18 protein-coding genes and 1 pseudogene are annotated in these 24,291 nt (G+C 60.6%); 1 reads left to right on the forward strand and 18 read right to left on the reverse strand.

What is annotated here, in order from left to right; translation table 11 throughout:
- Nucleotides 1–38 precede the first annotated feature (38 nt).
- The 12 genes from AACY50_RS11910 to arcD (AACY50_RS11965) all read right to left on the reverse strand — a co-directional run bounded on the left by AACY50_RS11910 (nucleotide 39) and on the right by arcD (AACY50_RS11965) (nucleotide 14,679).
- Nucleotides 39–527 carry an RDD family protein gene (locus AACY50_RS11910; protein WP_339430971.1) on the reverse strand — a complete coding sequence of 163 codons (489 nt, stop codon included), beginning with the start codon at nucleotides 525–527 and terminating at the stop codon, nucleotides 39–41.
- Nucleotides 528–624: 97 nt separating this feature from the next.
- Nucleotides 625–837, reverse strand: coding sequence for a cold-shock protein (locus AACY50_RS11915; protein ID WP_003227496.1), 213 nt, complete (start codon nucleotides 835–837; stop codon nucleotides 625–627).
- Between the two features lie 405 nt (nucleotides 838–1,242).
- Nucleotides 1,243–2,367, reverse strand: a complete 1,125-nt coding sequence (gene gcvT / locus AACY50_RS11920) for a glycine cleavage system aminomethyltransferase GcvT (RefSeq protein ID WP_339538598.1) — start codon at nucleotides 2,365–2,367, stop codon at nucleotides 1,243–1,245.
- 41 nt (nucleotides 2,368–2,408) lie between these two features.
- Nucleotides 2,409–3,785, reverse strand: a complete 1,377-nt coding sequence (locus tag AACY50_RS11925; RefSeq protein ID WP_339538599.1) for an L-serine ammonia-lyase — start codon at nucleotides 3,783–3,785, stop codon at nucleotides 2,409–2,411.
- Between the two features lie 202 nt (nucleotides 3,786–3,987).
- Entirely contained in the window at nucleotides 3,988–6,840 is a 2,853-nt protein-coding gene (gene gcvP, locus AACY50_RS11930) for an aminomethyl-transferring glycine dehydrogenase (RefSeq protein ID WP_339430968.1), read from the reverse strand.
- Between the two features lie 11 nt (nucleotides 6,841–6,851).
- Nucleotides 6,852–7,235: a glycine cleavage system protein GcvH gene (gene gcvH / locus AACY50_RS11935; RefSeq protein WP_339430967.1), complete on the reverse strand. Its 384-nt coding sequence runs from the start codon at nucleotides 7,233–7,235 to the stop codon at nucleotides 6,852–6,854.
- Nucleotides 7,236–7,582: 347 nt separating this feature from the next.
- Entirely contained in the window at nucleotides 7,583–9,091 is a 1,509-nt protein-coding gene (locus AACY50_RS11940) for a sigma-54-dependent transcriptional regulator (protein WP_339430966.1), read from the reverse strand.
- A gap of 199 nt (nucleotides 9,092–9,290) precedes the next feature.
- Nucleotides 9,291–9,653 (reverse strand): DUF5064 family protein, encoded by a 363-nt coding sequence (locus tag AACY50_RS11945; RefSeq protein ID WP_339430965.1) that lies wholly within the window; start codon nucleotides 9,651–9,653, stop codon nucleotides 9,291–9,293.
- A 62-nt stretch (nucleotides 9,654–9,715) separates the two neighbouring features.
- The gene (gene arcC / locus AACY50_RS11950; RefSeq protein ID WP_339430964.1) at nucleotides 9,716–10,645 is read right to left on the reverse strand and encodes a carbamate kinase; all 930 of its coding nucleotides are present in this window, start codon (nucleotides 10,643–10,645) and stop codon (nucleotides 9,716–9,718) included.
- Nucleotides 10,646–10,836: 191 nt separating this feature from the next.
- Nucleotides 10,837–11,847: an ornithine carbamoyltransferase gene (locus AACY50_RS11955; protein WP_339430963.1), complete on the reverse strand. Its 1,011-nt coding sequence runs from the start codon at nucleotides 11,845–11,847 to the stop codon at nucleotides 10,837–10,839.
- 112 nt (nucleotides 11,848–11,959) lie between these two features.
- On the reverse strand, nucleotides 11,960–13,216 hold the full coding sequence (gene arcA / locus AACY50_RS11960) for an arginine deiminase (protein ID WP_339465252.1): 1,257 nt from the start codon (nucleotides 13,214–13,216) through the stop codon (nucleotides 11,960–11,962).
- Nucleotides 13,217–13,251: 35 nt separating this feature from the next.
- Nucleotides 13,252–14,679, reverse strand: a complete 1,428-nt coding sequence (gene arcD / locus AACY50_RS11965; protein ID WP_339430961.1) for an arginine-ornithine antiporter — start codon at nucleotides 14,677–14,679, stop codon at nucleotides 13,252–13,254.
- Nucleotides 14,680–15,105: 426 nt separating this feature from the next.
- Here arcD (AACY50_RS11965) and arcD (AACY50_RS11970) point away from each other — a divergent pair, with 426 nt between their 5' ends.
- Nucleotides 15,106–16,533, forward strand: a complete 1,428-nt coding sequence (gene arcD, locus AACY50_RS11970) for an arginine-ornithine antiporter (RefSeq protein WP_339430960.1) — start codon at nucleotides 15,106–15,108, stop codon at nucleotides 16,531–16,533.
- A gap of 149 nt (nucleotides 16,534–16,682) precedes the next feature.
- On the opposite strand, the gene AACY50_RS11975 is transcribed toward arcD (AACY50_RS11970), so the two are convergent.
- From AACY50_RS11975 to AACY50_RS11995, 6 genes and pseudogenes are all read right to left on the reverse strand, one after another.
- Complete coding sequence (locus tag AACY50_RS11975; protein WP_339430959.1) at nucleotides 16,683–18,032, reverse strand: CoA transferase; 1,350 nt, start codon at nucleotides 18,030–18,032, stop codon at nucleotides 16,683–16,685.
- Between the two features lie 129 nt (nucleotides 18,033–18,161).
- Nucleotides 18,162–18,917 carry a methyl-accepting chemotaxis protein gene (locus AACY50_RS28770; protein WP_401159821.1) on the reverse strand — a complete coding sequence of 252 codons (756 nt, stop codon included), beginning with the start codon at nucleotides 18,915–18,917 and terminating at the stop codon, nucleotides 18,162–18,164.
- Nucleotides 18,918–19,019: 102 nt separating this feature from the next.
- Nucleotides 19,020–20,300: pseudogene (locus tag AACY50_RS28775) on the reverse strand (PDC sensor domain-containing protein); the annotation flags it as partial.
- Nucleotides 20,301–20,487: 187 nt separating this feature from the next.
- A complete protein-coding gene (locus AACY50_RS11985) occupies nucleotides 20,488–20,883 on the reverse strand; it encodes a YbaN family protein (RefSeq protein WP_339430957.1) in 396 nt (131 codons plus the stop codon).
- Between the two features lie 70 nt (nucleotides 20,884–20,953).
- Complete coding sequence (locus AACY50_RS11990; protein ID WP_339495395.1) at nucleotides 20,954–21,550, reverse strand: biliverdin-producing heme oxygenase; 597 nt, start codon at nucleotides 21,548–21,550, stop codon at nucleotides 20,954–20,956.
- A gap of 111 nt (nucleotides 21,551–21,661) precedes the next feature.
- A complete protein-coding gene (locus tag AACY50_RS11995; protein WP_339538602.1) occupies nucleotides 21,662–24,247 on the reverse strand; it encodes a TonB-dependent receptor in 2,586 nt (861 codons plus the stop codon).
- Between the last annotated feature and the right edge of the window lie 44 nt (nucleotides 24,248–24,291).

Genomic DNA, 24,291 nt, shown 5'->3' on the forward strand with positions numbered 1-24,291 from the left:
GCAAGCCCGCTCCCACTTTGGTTTTCGGTCTTTGGAAATTATTTGTGCTTCTTGGGGATCCGGACGATGCGGGTATCGGAATAGATGTCGTGCCAGGTGCGCTTCTGCTTGTCGTACAGCGACCAGAAGAACCCAAGCCCCACGCACAGCCACGAAGCGATCGACACCATGAAGCGCAGCAGCGCCTGCCACAGGCTGATCGCGCTGCCGTCGGCGTTCTGCACACGAATCCCCCACACTTGCATACCCAGCGTCTGCCCGCCGTAGGTCCAGAACTTGGCGAAGAACGCGAACAGCACCAGCAGCAGTACCGTAGAGTAAAGCGGATCGCCATCCATTTTCCCGGCGTCGGTCAGCACGCGCAGGCGTTCTTCACCGATGATTGCCGCCTGGATCAGCTTGTAAACGAATCCGGTGACGATCAGCAAGGCAGTACACAGCAGGAAGTCATAGAACATCGCTGCCAGTCGACGGCCAAGGCCAACGGCAGGAAAGTCGCCCTGGGGAGTGAGCAGATGTTTCGACATGGCAGCCTCTGGACGCAAATGGAAGCGCCATTTTACGGATTCGCGCACACAAAAAAGCCCCTGATATCAATATCAGGGGCTTTTTCGTTACAGAAGATCAGGCTTCTGCTTGTACTTCGTCAGCCTGCATGCCTTTCTGGCCCTGCACAGCAACGAAAGTCACTTTCTGGCCTTCTTTCAGGCTTTTGAAGCCGTTGCCCTGAATGGCACGGAAATGCACGAACAGATCCGGACCGCTTTCTGGAGTGATAAAACCAAAACCTTTCTCGTCGTTAAACCACTTGACGGTACCGCTCTGACGTGTGGACATTTCTTATTTCCTTTGACGCAAAAAATTAATGACAGTCTCCTTCTCATGAAAGAGTACTGGGGCTGGTTGCAGGAGAGTAAGAAGACGTCGAACGGGATGTAGCTAACTTGTAGGCTACTGCCCAGGTCACGATTCCAAGCTGACCCATGCAAACACAGTGGGGAAACTCTACGCCAACTTCGGGAGAAAAAACAAGCCCTGTGAAGTGCCCGGTTTTGCTGAGCCTGCAGGAACTTAATCGGTTGGTTAGTACAGGCTTAGATGATGGGCTTGTTCAGTTGTTTTCGAACGTTATAAGCAACGTTCATATTCGAATCGATTGATAGATGGTGCACTGTTTTATGGCGATTGCGTTACACATTAGTGCACGCATAACGCAATCGCGTTACTTATAGAAACAGTCAATCAGCCGCGATAGTAGCGTTGTGGAACAAATGGCATTTTGCTTACAAGCATTTGCACCTTTTTCCCACGAACAATGGCCCAAACCGGTGTCTCAAGCGTGACATACGCGCTGTCGAGGTAACCCATCGCCAACGGCCCACCCAACGTCGGACCAAAGCCGCCACTGCAGACGCTGCCGATGATGTCGCCCGCCTCATTGACGATTTCTGCGCCTTCACGCACCGGGATGCGTTCCTGCGGCAGCAATCCGACGCGCTTGCGGGCGACGCCATTGTGTTGCTGTGCGAAAACGTTCGATGCCCCCGGGAAACCGCCGGCCCGCGCGCCATCGGCGCGACGTGGCTTGGAGATCGCCCACAGCAGGCTGGCTTCAATGGGTGTGGTTTGGGTGTTCATGTCGTGGCCGTACAGGCACAGGCCGGCTTCCAGGCGTAGCGAATCACGAGCGCCGAGGCCGATGGCCTGAACGTCCGGTTCAGCCAGCAAGGCGCGGGCGAGTTTTTCAGCATCGGCGGCCGGCACCGAGATTTCGAAACCGTCTTCACCGGTGTAACCCGAACGGCTGACAAAGCAGTCGACACCCAGCAGATTGACGCGGGCGAACTGCATAAAGGTCATGTGCGCCACTTGCGGAGCAAGGCGCGCCAGCACGGTAGCGGCCGCCGGACCTTGCAGGGCGAGCAGGGCGCGTTCTTCGAACAGCGCCGTAATGGTGCACTGATCGCCGATGTGTTTTTGCAGGTGAGCCAGATCCTGATCCTTGCACGCGGCGTTGACCACCAGGAACAACTCGTCGTTACCGAGGTTGGCCACCATCAGGTCATCGAGAATGCCGCCGTTGTCATTGGTGAACATCGCGTAACGTTGCATGCCTACTGGCAGATCGATGATGTCTACAGGCACCAACGTTTCCAGGGCCTTGGCGGCATTGGCACCTGTCAGGCGAATCTGGCCCATGTGCGAGACGTCGAACAGTCCGGCCTGCTCGCGGGTGTGCTGGTGTTCCTTCATCACGCCCAGCGGGTATTGCACCGGCATGTCGTAGCCGGCGAATGGCACCATGCGTGCGCCGAGTTCGATGTGCAGAGCGTGCAGCGGGGTTTTCGACAGTTGTTCGGTAGACATCTTCAACTCCTGAAAAATGTGCAGCCGCCGATGCGCAAGCATCAGCATTCGATAATGTTGACCGCCAGACCGCCACGGGCGGTCTCCTTGTATTTGCTTTTCATGTCGGCGCCGGTCTGGCGCATGGTGCGGATGACCTTGTCGAGCGAGACGAAATGCTGTCCGTCGCCACGCATGGCCATGCGCACTGCGTTGATCGCTTTCACCGAGCCCATGGCGTTGCGCTCGATGCACGGCACCTGCACCAGCCCGCCAATCGGGTCGCAGGTCAGGCCGAGGTTGTGTTCCATGCCGATTTCCGCGGCGTTCTCGACTTGCTGCACGCTGCCGCCCAGCACTTCGCACAACGCGCCGGCCGCCATTGAGCAGGCCACGCCGACCTCGCCCTGACAGCCGACTTCGGCGCCTGAGATCGAAGCGTTTTCCTTGTACAGAATGCCAATGGCCGCCGCGGTCAGCAGAAAACGCACCACACCGTCTTCATTGGCGCCGGCAATAAAGCGCATGTAGTAATGCAGCACAGCCGGAATGATCCCCGCCGCACCGTTGGTGGGTGCCGTTACCACGCGTCCGCCATTGGCGTTTTCTTCATTGACCGCCAGCGCATAAAGGTTGACCCAGTCGAGCACTGACAATGGATCGCGCAACGCTGATTCCGGGTTCTTGCACAGTTGCCGATGCAGCGCCGCCGCGCGCCGTTTGACCTTCAAACCACCGGGCAAAATCCCTTCGTTGCGGCAACCCGCCGCCACGCAGTCCTGCATCACTTGCCAGATGTTCAGCAGGCCAGCGCGGGTTTGCGCTTCCGGGCGCCAGGCGCTCTCGTTGGTCAGCATCACCTGGCTGATCGACAGACCATAGGTGCTGCAATGACCGAGCAGGTCCTTGGCGCTTTTGAACGGGAAGGTCAGCGGTGTGGCGTCTTCGACGATGCGATCGGCACCGGCGGCGTCTTCATCGACGACAAAACCCCCACCGACCGAGTAGTACTCGCGGCTGCGGATCTGGATGCCCGCCGCGTCGAACGCTCGGAAGATCATGCCGTTAGGGTGATAGGCCAGCGGCTTGCGGATCATCGCCAGGTGTTCTTTCTCGTTGAACGCGATGCTGTGTTCACCGAGCAGATTCAGGCGAGCGTTGCTGCGGATTTCTTGCAGGCGGGCGGCGACGGTTTCGGTGTCGACGGTGTCCGGGTGTTCACCCTCAAGGCCGAGTAACACGGCCTTGTCACTGCCGTGGCCTTTGCCGGTGGCGCCGAGCGAGCCGTACAGCTCGACGCGCACGCTGGCGGTGGCAGTCAGCAGGCTATCCCGACGCAGCCCTTCAGCGAAGCGCGCAGCGGCGCGCATCGGGCCGACAGTGTGGGAGCTGGAGGGGCCGATGCCAATCTTGAACAGGTCGAACACGCTTAACGACATGAGTGGTTCTCCGGTTTCTTGTTATAGGAATTGGCGAAATATCAGGTTTGTAGCATTGCCTGTGGGAGCGGGCTTGCTCGCGAATTCGGTGGGTCATTCAATACAAATGTGACTGATTCACCGCATTCGCGAGCAAGCCCGCTCCCACATTGGATCTGTGGTGTTGTTGAGAGTGGGGGCAAATAAATGCCCCCACACAGGTTTAAGCGTAGCTTTCGATCGACGGGCAGGCACAGATCAGGTTGCGGTCGCCAAACACGTTGTCGACGCGACCGACCGGCGGCCAGTATTTGCCTTCGATCAACGACGCCACCGGGTACACCGCTTGCTCGCGGCTGTACGGGTGAGTCCACTCGCCAACCAGTTCGGCTGCGGTGTGCGGCGCGTTCTTCAGCGGGTTGTCGTCCTTGTCCAGGGTGCCGTTTTCCACCGCGCGGATTTCTTCGCGGATGCGGATCATGGCGTCGCAGAAGCGGTCCAGTTCTTCTTTGGATTCGCTTTCGGTCGGCTCGATCATCAGCGTGCCGGCAACCGGGAACGACATGGTCGGGGCGTGGAAGCCGAAGTCGATCAGGCGCTTGGCGACGTCATCGACGCTGATGCCGCTGCTGTCTTTCAACGGGCGCAGATCAAGGATGCATTCGTGCGCCACCAGACCGTTGCTGCCGGTGTACAGCACTGGGTAGTGCTCTTCGAGGCGACGGGAAATGTAGTTGGCGTTGAGGATCGCCAGTTGCGAAGCGCGCTTGAGACCCGCGCCGCCCATCATGCGAATGTACATCCAGGTGATCGGCAGAATGCTCGCGCTGCCGAACGGTGCTGCGCAGACCGCGCCTTCCTTGCGCTCCATCTGGGCGTGGCCCGGCAGGAACGGCGTCAGGTGCGACTTGACGCCAATCGGGCCGACGCCCGGGCCGCCACCGCCGTGGGGGATGCAGAAGGTTTTGTGCAGGTTCAGGTGCGAAACGTCGCCGCCGAACTTGCCTGGCGCGCAGAGGCCGACCATGGCGTTCATGTTGGCGCCGTCGATGTACACCTGACCGCCGTTGTCATGAATGATCCCGCAGATTTCGCGGATGCCTTCTTCGAACACGCCGTGGGTCGAGGGGTAGGTGATCATCAGCGCGGCGAGGTGTTCGCGGTGCTCGATGGCCTTGGCGCGCAAGTCTTCGATATCGACGTTGCCACGGGCATCGCACGCGGTCACCACCACGCGCATGCCGGCCATGTTGGCGGTGGCCGGGTTGGTGCCGTGGGCGGACGAGGGGATCAGGCAGATGTCGCGGCGCTCGTCGCCACGGCTCTGGTGATAAGCGCGGATCGCCAGCAGGCCAGCGTATTCACCTTGCGAACCGGCGTTCGGTTGCAGCGAGATCGAGTCGTAACCGGTGGCGGCGCAGAGCATCGCTTCCAGCTCAAAGGTCAGTTGCTGATAACCGGCGCTTTGTGCGGCTGGCGCGAACGGGTGCAGGGCGCCGAACTCGGCCCAGGTCACCGGGATCATTTCGCTGGCGGCGTTGAGTTTCATGGTGCACGAGCCCAGCGGGATCATGGTGCGATCCAGTGCCAGGTCCTTGTCCGCCAGTTTGCGCAGGTAGCGCATCAGCTCGGTTTCCGAGTGATAGCGGTTGAACACCGGGTGGCTGAGGATCGGCGACAGGCGTACCAGTGCAGCAGGAATGGTGCTTTGAACCGAAGCGGCAAGAGCAGCGAAGTCCGGCAGGGTCTTGCCGTCGGCGAACAGTCCCCACAGGGTTTCGATGTCAGCCGACGTGGTGGTTTCGTCGACCGACAGACCGATACGCTGAGCATCGACGACGCGCAGGTTGATCTGCTGGGCGTGAGCCTTGTCGTGCAGCGCGGCGGTTAGCGCGCCAGTGGCCAGAGTCAGGGTGTCGAAGAAGCTTTCCTGCTCGACCTTCTGGCCCAGCGCGGTCAGACCCTTGGCGAGGATCGCGGTCAGGTGATGCACGCGGTTGGCTATCTGGGTCAGGCCTTTCGGGCCGTGGTAGACGGCGTACATGCTGGCGATGTTGGCCAGCAGCACTTGCGCGGTGCAGATGTTGGAGGTGGCCTTCTCGCGACGGATGTGTTGCTCGCGGGTCTGCATCGCCAGACGCAGCGCTGGCTTGCCGAAACGGTCAACCGACACACCGACCAGACGGCCCGGCATGTCGCGCTTGTACGCATCTTTCGTCGAGAAGTAAGCCGCGTGCGGGCCACCGAAGCCCAGCGGCACGCCGAAGCGTTGCGCGGAACCGATCGCAACGTCAGCGCCGAACTCGCCTGGAGCGGTCAGCAGGGTCAGGGCCAGCAGGTCGGCCGCCACGGCCACCAACGCGTTGGCCGCGTGGAAGCGTTCGGTCAGTTCGCGGTAATCGAACACATCACCGTTGCTGGCCGGGTATTGCAGCAGCGCACCGAAGAATGGGGTGACGTCGGTCAGTTCACGCTCATCGCCCACCACCACGTCAATGCCCAGCGGCTCGGCACGGGTGCGCAGCACGTCGAGGGTTTGCGGGTGGCTGTGGATCGAGGCGAAGAAAGCGTGGCTGCCCTTGTTCTTGCTCAGGCGTTTGCAGAACGTCATGGCTTCGGCAGCGGCGGTGGCTTCGTCGAGCAGCGAGGCGTTGGCGATCGGCAGGCCGGTGAGGTCGCTGATCAGGGTCTGGAAGTTCAGCAGCGCTTCGAGACGGCCCTGGGAAATTTCTGGCTGGTATGGGGTGTAAGCGGTGTACCAGGCCGGGTTTTCCAGCAGGTTACGCAGGATCGGCGACGGCGTGTGGCAGTTGTAGTAGCCCTGGCCGATGTAGGTTTTGAACAACTGGTTTTTGCCGGCGATGGATTTGATCATCGCCAGGGCGTCGGCTTCGCTCAGGCCGTCGTCCATGCCGAGCACGCTGGTGCCCTTGATGCTTTCCGGGATGACGCTGGCGCTCAGGGCTTCAAGCGAATCGAAGCCGAGGCTGTTGAGCATGGCTTGTTCGTCACCGGCGCGCGGGCCAATGTGACGGGCGATGAATTCGTTGGCGGTGCCAAGGTTTACTTGAGTCATGTCGATTGTCCTCAGGCTTCGGCTTGGGCTTTGATCAGGCGGTCGTAGGCGTCTTGATCGAGCAGTTTGGCGACGGCCGAAGCATCGGCTGGCTGGAAGCGGAAGAACCAGCCTTCGCCCAGCGGATCTTCGTTGACCAGCTCAGGGCTGTCTTCCAGCGCTGGGTTGGTGGCCAGGACTTCACCGTCGAGGGGCATGTACACGCCACTGGCGGCTTTCACTGACTCCACGGTGGCGGCTTCAGCGCCTTTTTCGTAAGTCTGCAGCTCAGGCAGTTGCACGAACACCACGTCGCCCAGGGCGTTCTGCGCAAAAGCCGTGATGCCGACAGTGACGCTGCCGTCGGCTTCAGTGCGCAGCCATTCGTGATCTTCAGTAAAACGCAACTCGCTCATGGAAACTCCTCAGGGGGCCAGACTCGTCTGGTGGACGCGGTGGAAGGCTGGGGCGGTAAAGCCCTTATTGATGAAGGGTTCGTTAGCAAGAACGCGGCCAATGTTGATTTATCGTTATAAATCAATGTCTTGAACGTTTTGTGTTGATTGAGTGATGGTGCGTCTGTAGCGAAATCGCTACAGCGTAGGGCAAGGAAAAAAGCTTAACGGGATCAAAGCCTTGCACAGCGGCGATCGGAGGAGGGTGTAGCGATATCGTTCCGCTGTAGCGCTTTCAGTACAGATGCAGGTCGTTTTTGAGCGGATTTTACAATCCGGAGCATTACCCCTGTGGGAGCGGGCAAGGCTTAAAGTTTGTTGGGGATGCCGTACTTGCGCAGTCGATGGGCGATGGCCGTGTGCGAGGTTTGCAGGCGACTGGCCAGTTGGCGGGTCGAGGGGTAGCTGACGTAGAGTTTTTCCAGCAGCGATTTCTCGAAGGCTTCGACCGCTTGTTCGAGGCTGTCGACGTCGCTGTCGGTCTGACGCGCGACCGAGGTCCCGGCGATGTCGAGGTCGCCGATATCCACCAGACTGCTTTCGCAAATCGCGGCGGCGCGGAAAATCACGTTCTGCAACTGGCGGACATTGCCCGGCCAACGGTTGCCGAGCAGCGCCGGGTAAGTACCGGGGGCGAGGCGACAGACCGGGCGCTGAATCTGCGCACACGCCTGCTGCATGAAATAACGCGCCAGCAACAGAATGTCCTGACCGCGCTCTCGCAGCGGCGGCACTTCGACGTTAAGCACGTTGAGGCGATAGAACAGGTCTTCGCGAAACAGCCCCTCGCTGACCATTTTTTCCAGATCGCGGTGGGTGGCGCTGAGGATGCGTACGTTGACCTTCACCTCGCGATCACCGCCGACCCGGCGGAAGCTGCCGTCATTCAGGAAACGCAGCAGTTTTGCCTGCAAGTACGGCGACATCTCGCCGATCTCGTCGAGGAACACCGTGCCCTGGTTGGCCAGTTCCATCAGCCCCGGTTTGCCACCGCGTGCCGCGCCAGTAAAGGCACCAGGGGCGTAGCCGAACAGTTCGCTTTCGGCGAGGTTTTCCGGCAGGGCCGCGCAGTTGAGTGCGAGAAACGGCGCGCTGTGCCGCGCACTGATGGCGTGGCAGGCGCGGGCCACCAGCTCTTTGCCGGTGCCGGTTTCGCCCTGGATCAGCAACGGCGCATCAAGGGCGGCAACGCGCTGTGCGCGAGCCTTGAGGGTGCGGATTGCCGGGGATTCGCCAAGCAGCGCGTCGAACCCTTCGGCGTGGTCGTGGTGCAGCGCCGAGAGCTGTTCGCCGATGCGGTTGGGTTGATACAGGGTGAGCAGGGCGCCGGCGTCAGTGATCGGCGTGGCGTCGAGTAATAGCGTCTGGCCGTTGACGGTGATCTCGCGCAGCGGCAGGCGGAAGCCGTTTTCGAGCAACGTGTCGAGCAGGCCCGGATCGCTGAACAGCTCAGCGACAGTTTCACCGGCCGGTTCGCGACCGTACAACGCAATCAATGCCGGGTTGGCCAGCAGCACCTTGCCGGCACTGTCGAGGGCCAGCACCGGGTCAGTCATCGCCGCGAGCAGCGCATCAAGCTGCAAGTGCCGACGCTGGCCCGGGAGGATGTCGACCACTTTCACCGCTTGCACACCGTGCACGCTGAACAGCGCGTCACGCAGTTCTTCCAGCACCTCAGGGCTCAACGTCGGGGCGTCGATGTAGACGTTCGGCGGGATCATTTCCACCGCATCCAGATTGAGATTGCGCCCGCCGAGCAGGGCCAGGACTTCCTGGGTGATGCCGACGCGGTCGATGAAGCTGACGTGGATACGCATGGGGCGGTTCAGTGTTCTGCAATGCGGAGGGTGGCAAGTATGCCTTGGGGCGGGGCAATGGTGAAATCGGCGGCGATTTTCCGGTCGATCTGGTTGCCCTGTGGGAGCGGGCCTGCTCGCGAATGCCGTGGCTCAGCCACATTGATATCGCCGGACACGACGTCGTCGCGAGCGAGCCCTCTCCCACAGGAACGCCGGGTTATTCGAGGTGTTCGGGCTTCACCGGGTCCCCGGATTTCATATTCAACTGCGCCCGTACATCTTCAAACATCGCGTCGTAGTGCTTGTGCACCGAGCCAATGCTGGCATGCGTCTTGGGAATCCCGTACTTCTCGGCAATTCTGGTCATGTCTCTGGCGAAGTTGTAAGCCTGATCCTTGGGCAGGAAGAACGTCTCTTTCATGTCCTTGCCCTGAATGCTGCCGTGCATTGTGAACTGCATTCCTTTGCCCTCTTTGGGATCGGTGAACACTTCGTAGTCAAGGCACAGGTCGTAGCTGACATCGTCCTTGTTCAGCGCGTGCCGTTCGATGTGCAGATGACCGGGTACAAACTGGGCCATGGATCTCTCCTTTCAAGGCATGGGAGAAGGGCAGACCTTACGCCTGCCCCCGGAGTTTCTGATTATCGATAAGTGATACCGGGTTTCGCTGTACTGACTCGCGTACCCGCATTGCCCTGGACAATCGCTTCGATGTCCGCCAGCGAGCCGATCACGGCGACCTTGCCAGTATGGCGGGCGAATTCGCAGGCTGCCTGTACCTTGGGCCCCATGGAGCCGGCGGCAAAGCCCAGGCGCTCCAGTTCGTCCGGATGCGCTTGGGCGATGGCTTTCTGGCTGGGTTTGCCGAAGTCGATGAACGTGGCGTTGACGTCGGTGGCGATCACCAGCAAATCCGCGTCCAGTTGTTCGGCCAACAGCGAGGAGCATAGATCCTTGTCGATCACCGCCTCGATGCCCTTGAGTTTGCGGTGTTCGTCATAGAGGGTCGGGATGCCGCCACCACCGGCGCAAATCACGATGCTGCCCTTTTCCAGCAGCCACTTGATCGGGCGGATCTCGAAGATGCGTTTGGGCCGAGGACTGGCCACTACACGGCGGTATTTATCGCCGTCCGGCGCAATCGCCCAGCCTTTTTCAGCGGCGAGTTTTTCCGCTTCAGCCTTGTCGTAAACCGGGCCGATGGGTTTGCTCGGGTTCTGGAACGCCGGGTCGTTGGCGTCGACTTCGACTTGGGTCAGCAGGGTGGCGAACGGCACTTCGAAGTCCAGCAGATTGCCGAGTTCCTGTTCGATGATGTAGCCGATCATGCCTTCGGTTTCGGCACCGAGCACGTCCAGCGGGTACGGGCTGACGGAGGTATAGGCCGCCGCTTGCAACGACAGCAGGCCGACTTGTGGGCCATTGCCGTGGGCGATGACCAATTGATTTCCGGGATGGATCCTGGCGATTTGTTCGGCGGCGACGCGGATGTTGGCGCGCTGATTGTCAGCGGTCATCGGCTCGCCACGGCGAAGCAGGGCGTTACCGCCCAACGCTACGACGATACGCATGGTGCAGTCCTTCTCAGACAGAGGAATGGCAAACGACTCGATCTTGCTGTCGGAACCGGGCCCTTGTGGGAGGGGGCTTGCTCTCGAAGGCGGTGTGTCAGGCTCCATCAATGTCGCCTGATATCGCCCATTCGCGAGCAAGCCCGCTCCCACATTTACAGCCGGTTTCTTCAGTGAGAGCGGGCCGGGTCTTAGAGATCAGCCAGCGTCGACACCAGAATCGCCTTGATGGTGTGCATGCGGTTTTCCGCTTGCTCGAAGGCGATGTTGGCCGGGGATTCGAAGACGTCTTCGGTCACTTCAACGCCATTGGCCAGGTGCGGATAGCGCGCGGCGATGTCTTTACCGACCTTGGTTTCGCTGTTGTGAAACGCCGGCAGGCAGTGCATGAATTTCACGCGCGGGTTGCCGGAGGCTTTCATCATTTGGGGGTTGACCTGGTACGGCAGCAGTTGCTCGATGCGCTCGTCCCAGGCGTCCACCGGCTCACCCATCGACACCCAGATGTCGGTGTGGATGAAGTCGACGCCCTTGACCGCTTCTTTCGGGTCTTCGGTGATGGTGATGCGTGCGCCGCTTTCTTCGGCGAACGCCATGCACTGGGCGATGAAGTCAGCGTGCGGCCACAGCGCTTTCGGCGCGGCGATGCGCACGTCCATGCCGAGCTTGGCGCCGATCATCAACAGCGAGTTGCCCATGTTGTAGCGAGCGTCGCCGAGGTAGGCGTAGCTGATCTCGTGCATTGGCTTGTCGCTGTGTTCACGCATGGTCAGCGCGTCGGCGATCATTTGCGTCGGGTGGAATTCGGCGGTCAAACCATTGAACACCGGCACACCGGCAAACTTGGCCAGCTCTTCGACGATTTCCTGCTCAAAGCCACGGTATTCGATGGCGTCGAACATCCGGCCGAGAACGCGGGCGGTGTCTTTCATGCTTTCTTTGTGGCCGATCTGCGACGACACCGGATCGATGTAGGTGACGTGGGCACCCTGGTCGTGGGCCGCGACTTCGAATGCGCAGCGGGTGCGGGTCGAGGTTTTTTCGAAGATCAGCGCGATGTTCTTGCCTTGCAGGTGTGGACGCTCGGTGCCGGTGTACTTGGCCCGTTTGAGGTCGCGGGACAGGTCGATCAGGTAGTTGATCTCGCGAGTGGTGTGGTGCATCAAACTCAGCAAGCTGCGGTTGCGCATATTAAAAGCCATGATGGATCTCCTTGCCCGACACTGGGAAAGCGACTGCAGGCTGTGCGCCTTCGCCTTGTCTTTCCTGCGCTCGCTACGCGTTCACAGCGTCGGGTCGTCATTAGTCAAAAAATTAATAGTCGATCGGGTCGCGGATGATCGGGCAGGTCATGCAGTGGCCGCCGCCACGACCACGGCCCAGTTCCCCGGCACTGATGGTGATGACCTCAACGCCCGCCTTGCGCAGCAGGGTGTTGGTGTAGGTGTTGCGGTCATAGCCGATGACCACGCCCGGCTCCACGGCTACCACGTTGTTGCCGTCATCCCATTGCTCGCGTTCGGCGGCAAAGCTGTTGCCGCCGGTTTCCACCACACGTAGCGCTTTGAGGTTGAGGGCTTTGGCCACGGTGTCGAGGAAGCTCGATTCTTCGCGGCGGATATCGATGCCGCCCTGTTTGCTTTCGTCAGGTCGCAGAGTGAACGCCACGATCTGGTTGACCACTTCCGGGAATATCGTCACCAGGTCGCGGTCGCAGAAGCTGAACACGGTGTCCAGGTGCATCGCTGCGCGGGACTTCGGCAGGCCGGCCACGATGACTTTCTCCACGGCTTTGTTCTTGAACAGGTTCAGCGCCAGTTGGCCGATGGCCTGGCGAGAAGAACGCTCGCCCATGCCGATCAGAACGACACCGTTGCCGATCGGCATGACGTCGCCGCCTTCAAGGGTCGCGCTGCCGTGATCCTTGTCCGGGTCGCCGTACCAGATCTCGAAATCGGCGTTGGTGAATTGCGGGTGGAATTTGTAGATGGCGGTGGCCAGCAGGGTTTCCTGACGACGCGCCGGCCAGTACATCGGGTTCAGCGTCACGCCACCGTAGATCCAGCATGTGGTGTCGCGGGTGAACTGGGTGTTGGGCAGCGGCGGCAGAATGAAGCTGGAGTGGCCGAGGAAGTCGCGGAACATCTGAATGGTCTTGCCACCGAAGCTGTCCGGCAGGTCATCAGCGGAGACGCCGCCGATCAGGTATTGGGCAATGTGCCGTGGTTCGAGGCTGTGCAGCCAGGACTTCACTTCGCTGATCAGGCCCAGGCCCACCGAATCGGCGGTGACCTTGCGGTCGAGAATCCAGTCCAGTGCCTCAGGGATGGCGACGATATCGGTCAGCAGGTTGTGCATTTCCAGCACGTCGATCTCGCGTTCACGCATCTTGGTGACGAAGTCGAAGTGGTCGCGTTTGGCCTGGGCGACCCACAGCACGTCGTCGAACAGCAGTTCATCGCAGTTGTTCGGGGTCAGCCGCTGATGGGCCAGACCTGGGGAGCAAACCATGACTTTGCGCAGTTTGCCGGCTTCGGAATGGACGCCGTACTTAACTTTTTCCGTGGTCATTTCAGTGATCCTCCAGATAACAAATCAATCAGGTGCTACAGAGTCAGGAAGCCGTCATACAGGCCGTAGGCTGCCACCAGGGCACCGACGACCACCGAGGCGAAAATCAGCTTCTCGACGTTCGTGAAAACAACTTGTTTGAGTTCCAGTTTGGCCTTGGCGAACAGGATCGCGCCGGGGGCGTAGAGCAGGGCCGAGAGCAGCAGGTACTTGATCCCGCCGGCATACAGCAGCCAGACCGCATAGATCACGGCGATCGCGCCGATGATCAGATCCTTGCGCCGTTCAGCGGCGAAGCCTTGGTAGGTTTCGCCGCGCACCGCCAGCAGCAGGGCATACGCCGCCGACCACAGGTAGGGCACCAGAATCATCGACGTGGCGAGGTAGATCAGCGACAGGTAAGTGCTGGCCGAGAACAGGGTGATGATCAGGAAAACCTGCACCATCGCGTTGGTCAGCCACAAGGCGTTGACCGGGACGTGGTTGGCGTTCTCCTTGCGCAGGAACGCCGGCATGGTGTGGTCTTTGGCGGCGGCGAACATGATCTCTGCGCACAGCAGCACCCACGACAGCAGCGCCCCCAGCAGCGAGATGATCAGGCCGACGCTGATCAGCACTGCACCCCAGTGACCGACCACATGTTCAAGCACGGCGGCCATCGACGGGTTCTGCAGTTTGGCCAGTTCCGGCTGAGTCATGATGCCCAGCGACAGCACGTTCACCAGCACCAGAAACAGCAGCACGGTGATGAAGCCGATCACGGTGGCCTTACCGACGTCGGAACGTTTTTCCGCCCGCGCCGAGAAGATGCTCGCGCCTTCGATGCCGATGAACACCCACACGGTGACCAGCATCATGTTGCGCACCTGGTTCATCACGCTGCCCAGATCAGGGTTTTTCACGCCCCAAATGTCAGCAGTGAAGATGTCCAGTTTGAACGCGAAGACGGCGATCAATACAAACAGCAGCAGTGGCACCACCTTGGCGACGGTGGTCACCAGGTTGATGAACGCCGCTTCCTTGATCCCGCGCAGCACCAGAAAGTGCACCGCCCACAGCAGCACGGACGCGCCGATCACCGCGGCGACGGTATTGCCCTCGCCAAACACCGGAAAAAAGTAACCGAGCGTGCTGAACAGCAAAACAAAGTAGCCGACGTTACCCAGCCAAGCGCTGATCCAGTAACCCCAGGCCGACGAGAACCCCATGTAATCGCCGAATCCGGCCTTGGCGTAGGCGTACACGCCGCCGTCCAGGTCAGGCTTGCGATTGGCGAGGGTTTGGAAAACAAAAGCGAGGGTGAGCATGCCGACAGCGGTAATGGCCCAACCGATCAGCACCGCACCGACGTCGGCACTGGCGGCCATGTTTTGTGGCAAAGAGAATATCCCGCCACCGATCATTGATCCGACTACCAAGGCAACCAATGCGCCTAATCGTAGTTTTCCGGGAGTTTCAGACATTGCATGACTCCATTGCAGGAGAGAAGAGATCACAGCGTAGTTCTGTTATCTGTTCAAACTGCTGACGTGGATCAGTTGAAGGTCACATTTCATTGTTAATGAATGACTTATGAAATGACTGATGGCATAAAGCTTTCGCCGGAAAGTCCCGTTCCAGAGGCTTTCGATCAATATGATTGAGAATTGTCCTTGTTTCTTTGGAGCTATGACGCTAGTTCTTTTTCAGGGTTTGGCAAATTTCAGCATCTGTTTTCAGTACAGAATCGAATAATCCGGATCAGCGCGTAGAAAGTGCACGGCCGTTTTCTATAAAAGGCGCTAATCGGTGTTATTCAATAAACGTAATTGCGCTTTACCCGTTTAGTTAAATAGCGACTATGTGATGAGTGAGCGGCCACCGTCGATCCGGGAAAAAGGAAGATTGAAATGTCGCAACCGACGCAAAAGCTGCAACTGGGGGCGTTGATCGCCCTGGTGGTGGGTTCGATGATTGGCGGGGGAATTTTTTCCCTGCCGCAGAACATGGCGGCGCACGCCGATGCCGGGGCGATTCTGATCGGCTGGGGGATCACCGCGATCGGCATGTTGACCCTGGCGTTCGTGTTCCAGACCCTGGCCAATCGCAAGCCCGAACTGGACTCAGGCGTTTATGCCTATGCCAAGGCCGGATTTGGCGACTACATGGGGTTTTCCTCGGCGTGGGGTTACTGGATCAGCGCGTGGCTGGGCAACGTCGGTTATTTCGTTCTGCTGTTCAGCACCCTCGGCTACTTCTTTCCGGTGTTCGGCCAGGGCAACACGCCCATCGCTATCGGCTGCGCGTCGGTGCTGCTGTGGGGCGTGCATTTTCTGGTGCTGCGCGGGATCAAGGAGGCGACGTTCATCAATCAGGTGACCACGGTGGCCAAGATTGTGCCGCTGATCCTGTTCATCGTCATCGCCGCCCTGGCGTTCAAGGCTGACATCTTCACCCGTGATATCTGGGGCCACAGCAATCCGAGTTTCGGCGGGGTGATGGATCAGGTACGCAACATGATGCTGGTGACGGTGTTCGTGTTCATCGGCATCGAGGGCGCCAGCGTGTACTCGGCGCGGGCGCAGAAACGCAGCGACGTTGGCCGTGCCACGGTGATCGGTTTCATCGGTGTGCTGGCGCTGCTGGTGCTGGTCAACGTGTTGTCGCTGGGGATCATGAGCCAGCCGGAACTGGCGACCCTGCAGAACCCGTCACTGGCGGCGGTGCTGGAACACATCGTCGGGCCGTGGGGCGCGTTGCTGATCAGCATTGGCCTGGCGGTCTCGTTGCTGGGCGCATTGCTGTCGTGGGCGTTGCTCTGTGCCGAAATTCTTTTCGCCACGGCCCGGGACAAGACCATGCCGGCGTTCCTGAAAAAGGAAAACGCCAACCATGTACCGGTCAATGCGTTGTGGCTGACCAACGTGATGATCCAGATTTTCCTGTTGATCACGCTGTTTTCGGCCGGCACCTACACCCGTCTGATTTATCTGGCGTCGTCGATGATTCTGGTGCCGTACCTGTGGTCGGCCGCCTACGCCGTGCTGTTGAGCGGACGCGGCGAAACCTACGAACACGCCTCGGCCGAGCGCACCAAGGACCTGCTGATCGGTGGCATCGCCCTGTGTTATGCGGTGTGGTTGTTGTACGCCGGCGGGGTGAAATATCTGCTGCTGTCGGCGCTGTTGTATGCGCCGGGGGTGATCCTGTTTGCCAAGGCCAAGCATGAACAGGGCGAGCCGCTGTTCACCCCTGTCGAGAAGGGGATTTTCACCTGCGTGATCATTGGCGCGGGGCTGGCGGCTTACGGTTTGTACAGCGGGGTGCTGTCGTTGTGAGGCTGACGAGCCGCATAGATTGACCCTGAATCGCAGGTGTCGGTGCGGCCGTCTTCTCGAGCAAGCCCGCACACACACTCAATCGCGTTCCGTCAGAAGAAACTCGGTCAAATGTGGGCGCGGGCTTGCTCGCGAAGGGGCCCGAAAGTTCATCGCCACTGCGCTTGATGCGAACCCAGTTCGGTGGCCGGCAACGCCCACTGCAGCGGTGTGCCGCTGATCTTCACCGGCACTTGCACGCGATGCGCCGGCCCCCACGGGGTCTGTTCCACGAGCAGGCCCTTATCCTGATCATCTTCGGCGCGTAGCGCTTCATCGGTGCCCCGTCCATGCTCGATCAACAGCTTCGCCGTACGCGCCAGCGACAACCGTGCCGATCCTGCGCGACCACTGCGCAACCGTTCGCTGAGCAAGGTGATCGTACTCGCCGCCATCAGATAACCGGTCGCGTGATCCAGCGCCTGCACCGGTAAAGGCGTCGGTTTGTCTGCGTGCTGCCAGCGCTGTCCCGCCTCGGCGATGCCGCTGCTCATTTGCACCAGGCTGTCAAAGCCGCGGCGGTTGTGCCACGGGCCGCTCCAGCCATAGGCATTGAGGCCGACGTCGATCAGCCCCGGCGCCAGTTGCCGCCGCCGCTCAACGCCAAACCCAAGGTTCTCCAACGCATCGGCGCGGTAGCCGTGCAGCAGAATGTCGGCGTCCTGCAATAACGTCTCGAACACCGCGCGATCCGCCGGCACCTGCAAATCCAGGCGGGCGCAGCGCTTGCCGAGCGTCACCTCCGGCACAACCCCGGGTTCGTTCCAGGTCGGTGGATCAATACGCAGCACGTCGGCGCCGAGACCGGCGAGGAACCGGCTGGCGGTCGGGCCGGCGAGTACGCGGGTCAGGTCCAGAACCTTGATCCCGGCCAACGGTTGCGCCACCGAGCCCTGCCAGGTTTTGCCGCATGGGTGCTGATCGCAGATGAAATGGACGAGCGGCTCGGCATTCACCGCCAACCCTTGCGGATGCTGTTGCCACTGCGCCCAGTTGCGCATCTGCGCGGCACAGCCCTTGGCGTCAACGACTGCTTGCTCCAGATCCTGGCTGTTCCATTGCGCGACTTTTGCGGCCATCGCTGCACGATCGGCACAGATACCCAGCACGCTCTCAGCGGCAGCACGATGATGCGGGGCGTTGGTGTGCAGGCGAATCCAGCCGTCCCGGGTGGCATAGTCACCGGCGATGGGGTCCCACAGCGGCGGCACTTGCCAGCCAATCGGGCGCAGCGAGGTGGCGAACCAGAACGAGGCTAACCGGCGGTCGACTTCAACGGCCGGCAAACGGCCCGTCTGTTGATTGAGCAATTGGCTGATGGCCTGCCCGGCAACGGCAATGCTGGCGCAGGCCAGGTCGGTCACGGCGAACGCCGAGGGCAGGGCGCCACTGGCGGTGAAGGCAATCGGCGTGTGCGGCAGGCCGAGTGCGGCTTGAATGGACGTGAGTAAATCAGTCATCGAAGGCCCTCCGGAGCGAGAGGGCGATGATAGTGCAAAACGTTGTCTGGTCAGATGAAAGTGCTGACGGATGAACGCTGACCCTGTGGGAGCGGGCAAGCCCGTTCCCACAGGTGGCCGTGGCGATGTTCAGACGCGGAACTGATCCATCAACTTCATCTGCTGGCTGGCCAGGGCATTGAGCTGGCTGCTGATTGCCGCCGATTCAGTGGCTTGCTCGGTCAAGGTTTCAGTCACCGTACGGATCGCCGAAACGTTGCGATTGACCTCTTCGGCCACGGCGCTTTGCTGTTCGGCGGCGCTGGCGATTTGCAGGTTCATGTCGCTGATCACGGTCACCGCATCGCTGATCTTGCCCAGCGCATCCACAGCCTGACGAATCTGCCCGGCGTTGTTGTGCGCCTGGGTCTGGCTTGAATGCATGGTCGCGACCACGCCACGGGTGCCGGTCTGGATGCGTTCGATGACCACGCGAATTTCTTCCACCGAGTCCTGGGTACGTTTGGCCAGGTTGCGCACCTCGTCTGCCACCACCGCAAAGCCGCGACCGCTCTCACCGGCGCGGGCCGCTTCGATGGCAGCGTTGAGGGCTAGCAGGTTGGTCTGTTCGGCGATGCTGCGGATCACTTCCAGCACCGAGCCGATCTGCTCGCTGTTGACCGCCAACTCCTCGACTTCGGTCACCGCTTTGCTGACTTCGTCGGCCAGTTGGCTGATATCGCGGGTGCTGCGTTCGATGATCGACATACCGTCCTTCGCCGACTGGTCGGCTCCTTTCGCCGCATTGGCCGCGTTCGAGGCACTGTTGGCAACATCGTGGGCGGTGGCGCTCATTTCGTTGGACGCGGTGGCGACCTGGTCGATTTCGCGGAACTGCACCTGCATGCCTTCACTGGTCTGGCGGGCAATTTCCGAGGACTGATCAGCGGTGCCACGGGCTTCGGTGATGCTCTGCTTGATCTGGGCGATGGTCGGTTGCAGTTTGTCGAGGAAACGGTTGAACCAGTTCACCAGCTCGCCCAGTTCATCCTTCTTGGTGTAGTCCAGACGTTGAGTCAGATCGCCTTCGCCGCTGGCAATGTTTTTCAGCATCTGGGCGACGCTGTTGATAGGGCGGGTGACGCCCGAAGCGGTGAGCCAGATCAGCAGCAGGCCGATCACGCCGGCCACAACGGCCACCAACAGCGCCGTGATCATGCCGGTTGTGTGCGCCTCATCCAGCACTGCTTGCAGCTTGACCGCGTCGGCCAGCAACACTTGTTTGGGCAGATCAATGACCACGCCCCAGGCCCGGGAGTTGCCGATCGGATCGACCGGATACACCGCACGGATCAGGCCGCCCTGTTCGAGAATCTTCGGTGTGCCGCTGCCGATCAGTTGCAGCACGTCTTTGCCATCGGCACCGAGGGTGTCGATGATCGTCTTGCCGACCTTGGTGGCGTCGGCACTGTCGGCCCCCAGCACACCGCTGCCCGAGACAATCAGTATGTGCCCGGCGTTGTTGAACAAGTCACGCTGGGAGTCCACTGCGGCGGCCTGCAGGGCGTTGAGGGCGATGTCGACACCGACCACGCCGATGGCTTTGCCGTCGACGATCAAGGGCACGGAAATGGTCGTCATGAGCATTTCCTTGCCGCCGACAGTGTCGGCATAAGGGTCGAGCAGGCAGGTGCGCTTGTTGTCGCGGGGGCAGGTGTACCAACTGTTGTACGGCGTACCGCTGACACTCAACGTGGTTTTGGTCATGTCTTCTTCGACCATGACCGTGTTCAGCGCCGAGCCGGCGGCGCGGCTCCAGTAACTGGCAAACCGTCCGGCTTCGTTGGATTGACGGGCGGCGTCATTGGCAAACTCGCCGTCCTTGCCGTCCAGCGCGTTGGGTTCGAATGCCAGCCAGATGCCGAGCACTTTGTCGTTGCGCTCGAAGGCCGTTTTCAGGCTCTGGTTCAACTCTTCACGCAGCGCGCCAGCCTCCAGCGAACGCTTGGCGGCCATCACGCGCATGTCCTTGATCTGGTCGGCCAGCGCCGTGATCACGGTCAGGCTTTCGCCGAAGGTTTTCTGCACACGCACCGCTTGCTCGGCGGCTTTGGCTTGCAGCAGGTTCTCCACGCTGGCGGTGAGCATCTTGCTGCTGGAGTGGCTGAGCAGTTTGTCGTTCTGGTTGGTCTGGTAAATGTTCATGCCGACGATCAGCGCGACCACACCGAGCAGGCACAAACCAGAGAGCAGGACGATTTTCAGGCGAATGGAAAGAGAGTCGAACATGGGCGTTCTCGCGAATGAATGAGCGGTTGGCCACGGCGGGAGTGACCCTGATCGCCAAATCCATTCAGCGCCTTTCAATGCACATCGGCGCGAGGCGGGGGCGCATGAGGGCAGTGTCGACGAACGGTCATCGTTAAACGTTTGCGCAGGAGAATGTGCCGAAAAAAGGCTTGATTACAGGGAAGTTTCAGCGTGGTGACGGGGTGGTTTCCGGTCGCGACCAGATCCACAGGTTGCCCAGGCTCATCCCGGCAATGGCCAGATAGACCGGCCAGCCGTGATCGAGCAGCACCAGCATCAACGTCGCACACAGCAGCATGCTGATCGTGGCGCTGACCTTGGCCTTGCGCGCAATGATCTTGCCGTTGCGCCAATTGCTCAGGATCGGTCCGAACAGCCGATGGTTCTCCAGCCAGGCGCTCAGGCGCGGCGAACTGCGGGTCGCCGCCCAGGCCGCGAGCAGGATGAACTCGGTGGTCGGCAGGCCGGGCACGACGATGGCGATCAGGCCGATGCCGAGGCTGACATAGGCCAAGAGGCCGAACAGCAGGCGGGCGAGTTTGGAGGAGGCGGGTGGCGGCATGGGCTCAGCGCGTGGTTTATGAAGCTGGATCGGGATCTTACAGGCTTATGCAACTCCCAGAGGGGAAGTGTCAGGCCATTTCTGCTTCAGTCGCATAAGCCCGTTCCAGCAGCACGGTGAAGCGGTTAAAGGCGTCGATTGCGCCTTGCTCCACGTCGGCCTCTTGCTCTGCGGTGAACACCAATGAGTCGAGGGTTTTGACGAAACGCTTCCAGCCTTCGGCGCGTCCACCTTGCGGTTCACCCAAGTGACGGGCACCAAAGGTTTCGCTCAATTGCAGCGCCTCGGCGCGTTTGATCAAAAACGCCGCGCCGAGTTTGGAACCTTCGCAGACGAAGAGCCAGCCCAGGGCGCGGGCCTTGCTCGGATTTTTCAGCGCGCCGGCCACTGGGGCCGGCACGTCGGTGTGCAGATCCGCCAGGTCAGCCTTGGCCGCTTCGGCGCGGCACCGAGCCGGCAAGTCAGCCATGATCGCGGTCAGTTCGGCATCGTTGTACAGCTCAACCAGTTCCGACTGGAACAGGTACTGCGCAACGACAAAACGGGCGAAGTTGGCGCGGGTTTCGAACGGTGCGTGGGCTTTGACCAGCGCGTCGAGCTTGGTGTGCGGTGCGTGAGTGATCTGGTTCAGGCGTTGCGAACGCAGGGCTTTTCCCGAAGGGGTCATGAGTTGTCCTTGATAGAAGAGGCGCTTGATAACGAGACGAACGGGCCAGCGCTGGCGCGTAAAAAAAACTCACGGCGCGGTGCGTGTACACGCGCCGTGAGGTCGGCCGGGTCAGATGTCCCAGATCAGATTGATCGCGAAGTTGCGGCCCGGTTGGGTCAGTCGATCAAGGTTGGCCGGTTGCGTTACCGAGGCTTCGCCGACGCTGTCGTAACCGCGCACGTCATCCCACAGCCAGTATTTCTTGTCGGTCAGGTTGTAAATGCCGCCGCTGACGGTGACGTCGTTGGTGACTTTGTAGAACCCGGTCAGATCCAGAATGCCGAAGCCCGGCGACTTGAACTGGCTGCTGACGCCATCCGGCGATTTGAAGTTGCTGTCGTCGACACGATCCTTTTTCTTCACCACGGTCCAGCTCAGCAGGCCGCCGTAGTGGTCCTGGTCGTAACCCAGGCCGAACACGCCGGTCAGCGGGTTGACGCTGTTGAGCGGTTCGCCGTTGTCGTTGTTGCGACCATAGGCATAGGCAATCGAGCCTTGGGTGTACAGGCCTTGTGGGGCGCCAAACGAGTCCAGGTTCAGACGGCCTTTGACTTCCGCCCCCTTGATGGTCGCGTGCTTGATGTTGTTGCTCTGGAAGGTCAACGCGTCGTCGCCCGGCTTGACCGCGTCTTCATTAATGAAGTCGCGGTACTTGTTGTAGAACACCGCCACGTCGAACGAGCCGGATTCGAAATTGCCGCGCAGACCGGTTTCATAGCTTTTGCTTTTTTCCGGCTCAAGGCCCGGATTCGGCGCCACGGTGTAACCGGTGGTGTTGTTCTCGAAGCGACCGTACAGCGCTTTCGCGGTGGGTGTGCGCAAGCCCTCGGCGTACTGACCGTACCAGGTGTAGTGCTCGTTAAAGGCGTAGGTCAGGCCGAATTTGGGCGAGACCTTATGCCAGGTCTTGTTCTTGTCGCTGACCGTCCCCTGGCGATCGGCGTTTACGGTATTGAGGAATTGCTCGGTGATGTGCGGCTTGAGCTCGGTGTAGTCGTAGCGCAGGCCCGGCAGGAAGGTCCAGTCGTTCCAGCTGATCTGATCCTGAGCAAACACGCTGTAGGTGTTGATGGTCGGGTCCGGGAAGTCGCTGGCCTTCTTCAGTACGTCAGCGGCACTGGTCGCGCCGATTGCGCTGCAGCCACGCCCCACGGCCAGGCACTTGCCGTCGCCGCTGCGTGAGCCGGTGACTTTCTGTTGCTTGAGGGTGGTGCCGTAGGTCAGGACGTGATCGGTCTCACCGAGGGCGAAAGCCTTGTCCAGTTGCGCATCGAACACCCACTGCTTTTCCTCGTAGATCGTGTCGCGAGTACGCAGCACTTTGCGGGTCATCGGGTAGTAATACTCTTCGGTGCGCTGGTCAGTCTTGGCGATCTGGTGGTTCAGGCTCCACTTCACGTTGTCGACCAGCAGGCTGTCGAGGGCGAAGCTGTGTTCGATGCCGAAACGCTCGCGAGTGATCGTGTCGTTGCCGGTGCGCCACTGGTACATGCCGCCGGGCAGCAGGCTGTCGGGGATGGTCGGGGCGCCATTGAAGTACGGGCCGCCGTAGGCGCTTTTCTGATCGGTGTCGCGGTCGTCCTTGTACTTTTCGTAGGTCAGGCCCAAGCGCGAATCTTCGTTGTAGTTCCAGCCGATCTTGGCCAGTACGTTGCTCGCCTTGACGTCTTCCGGGTTGGCGGCGGTGCGCTCAAGGCCTGTGCCGTGGTTGCTGCCGTAGGCATCGGTTTGATGGCCGTCCCGCTGGCTGTAATGCAGCAAACCGTCGAACTGATCGGCGCGGCCGGCGACGGTGGCGGACTTCAACCAGCTCTCATCGGCCGAGCTGTAACCGGTTTTAAGGCGGGCGCCGACGTCTTTGCCAGGCTTGATGATGTCGTCCGCATCGAGGGTGTAATAGCTGACCGCGCCGCCGATGGCGTTGCTGCCGTACAGCACCGAGGCCGGGCCACGGAGGATCTCGACGCGTTTGACGATTTCCGGGTCGACGTAGTTGCGTTGGGTCTTGGCGTACGGGCCGTTGAAGAACCCGTCCGGTACTTCGACACCGTCAACCTGAGTCAGGATGCGGTCGCCATCGATGCCGCGGATGTTGTAACCGCTGATGCCGCCACGCTGGCCGGCGCCGCCGACGGAGACGCCCGGCTCATAGCGCACCAGATCCTTGAGGGTGTTGACGTTGTTGTGATCCAGTTCTTCACGGGTGTGCACACTGACGGTGGCCGGCACGCTCTTGACCGATTGTTCCTGACGGGTGGCGCTGATGGTCACTTGATCCAGATTCAGTGCGCCGCTGGTACGGCGCATCTCCAGCACGACGTTGTTGTTGCTCAACGTGCGAACGCTCAGGTTGGTCCCCACCAACAGGCGCTCCAGGGCTTTTTCCGGTGACAGCGAGCCACGCACGCCCGGCGACGACACGCCCTGAGCCAATTCTGCCGGCAGGCCGACTTGCCAACCCGTGACGGCGGTGAAGGCATTCAGTGCCGACACCAGCGGTTGCTGGCCAATCGAGAACGAGTAATCACCCATGTTGCGTGTCGGTTGCTCGGTGGCAGCCATGAGCGGTGCGGTGCCGGCCATGAGGATGGCAGCGGTCAGCAGCGACAACACGCGGGAAGGGGAAGCAGTCTGGCGGGTAAGGCGAGAGGACATCGATAGCGCTCCGTGTCGCACGAATCTTTATAGGTGCTGATTGG

Origin of the sequence: Pseudomonas sp. RA_15y_Pfl2_54 (genome assembly GCF_963971015.1) — a bacterium.
GTDB classification, from domain to species: domain Bacteria; phylum Pseudomonadota; class Gammaproteobacteria; order Pseudomonadales; family Pseudomonadaceae; genus Aquipseudomonas; species Aquipseudomonas baetica_A.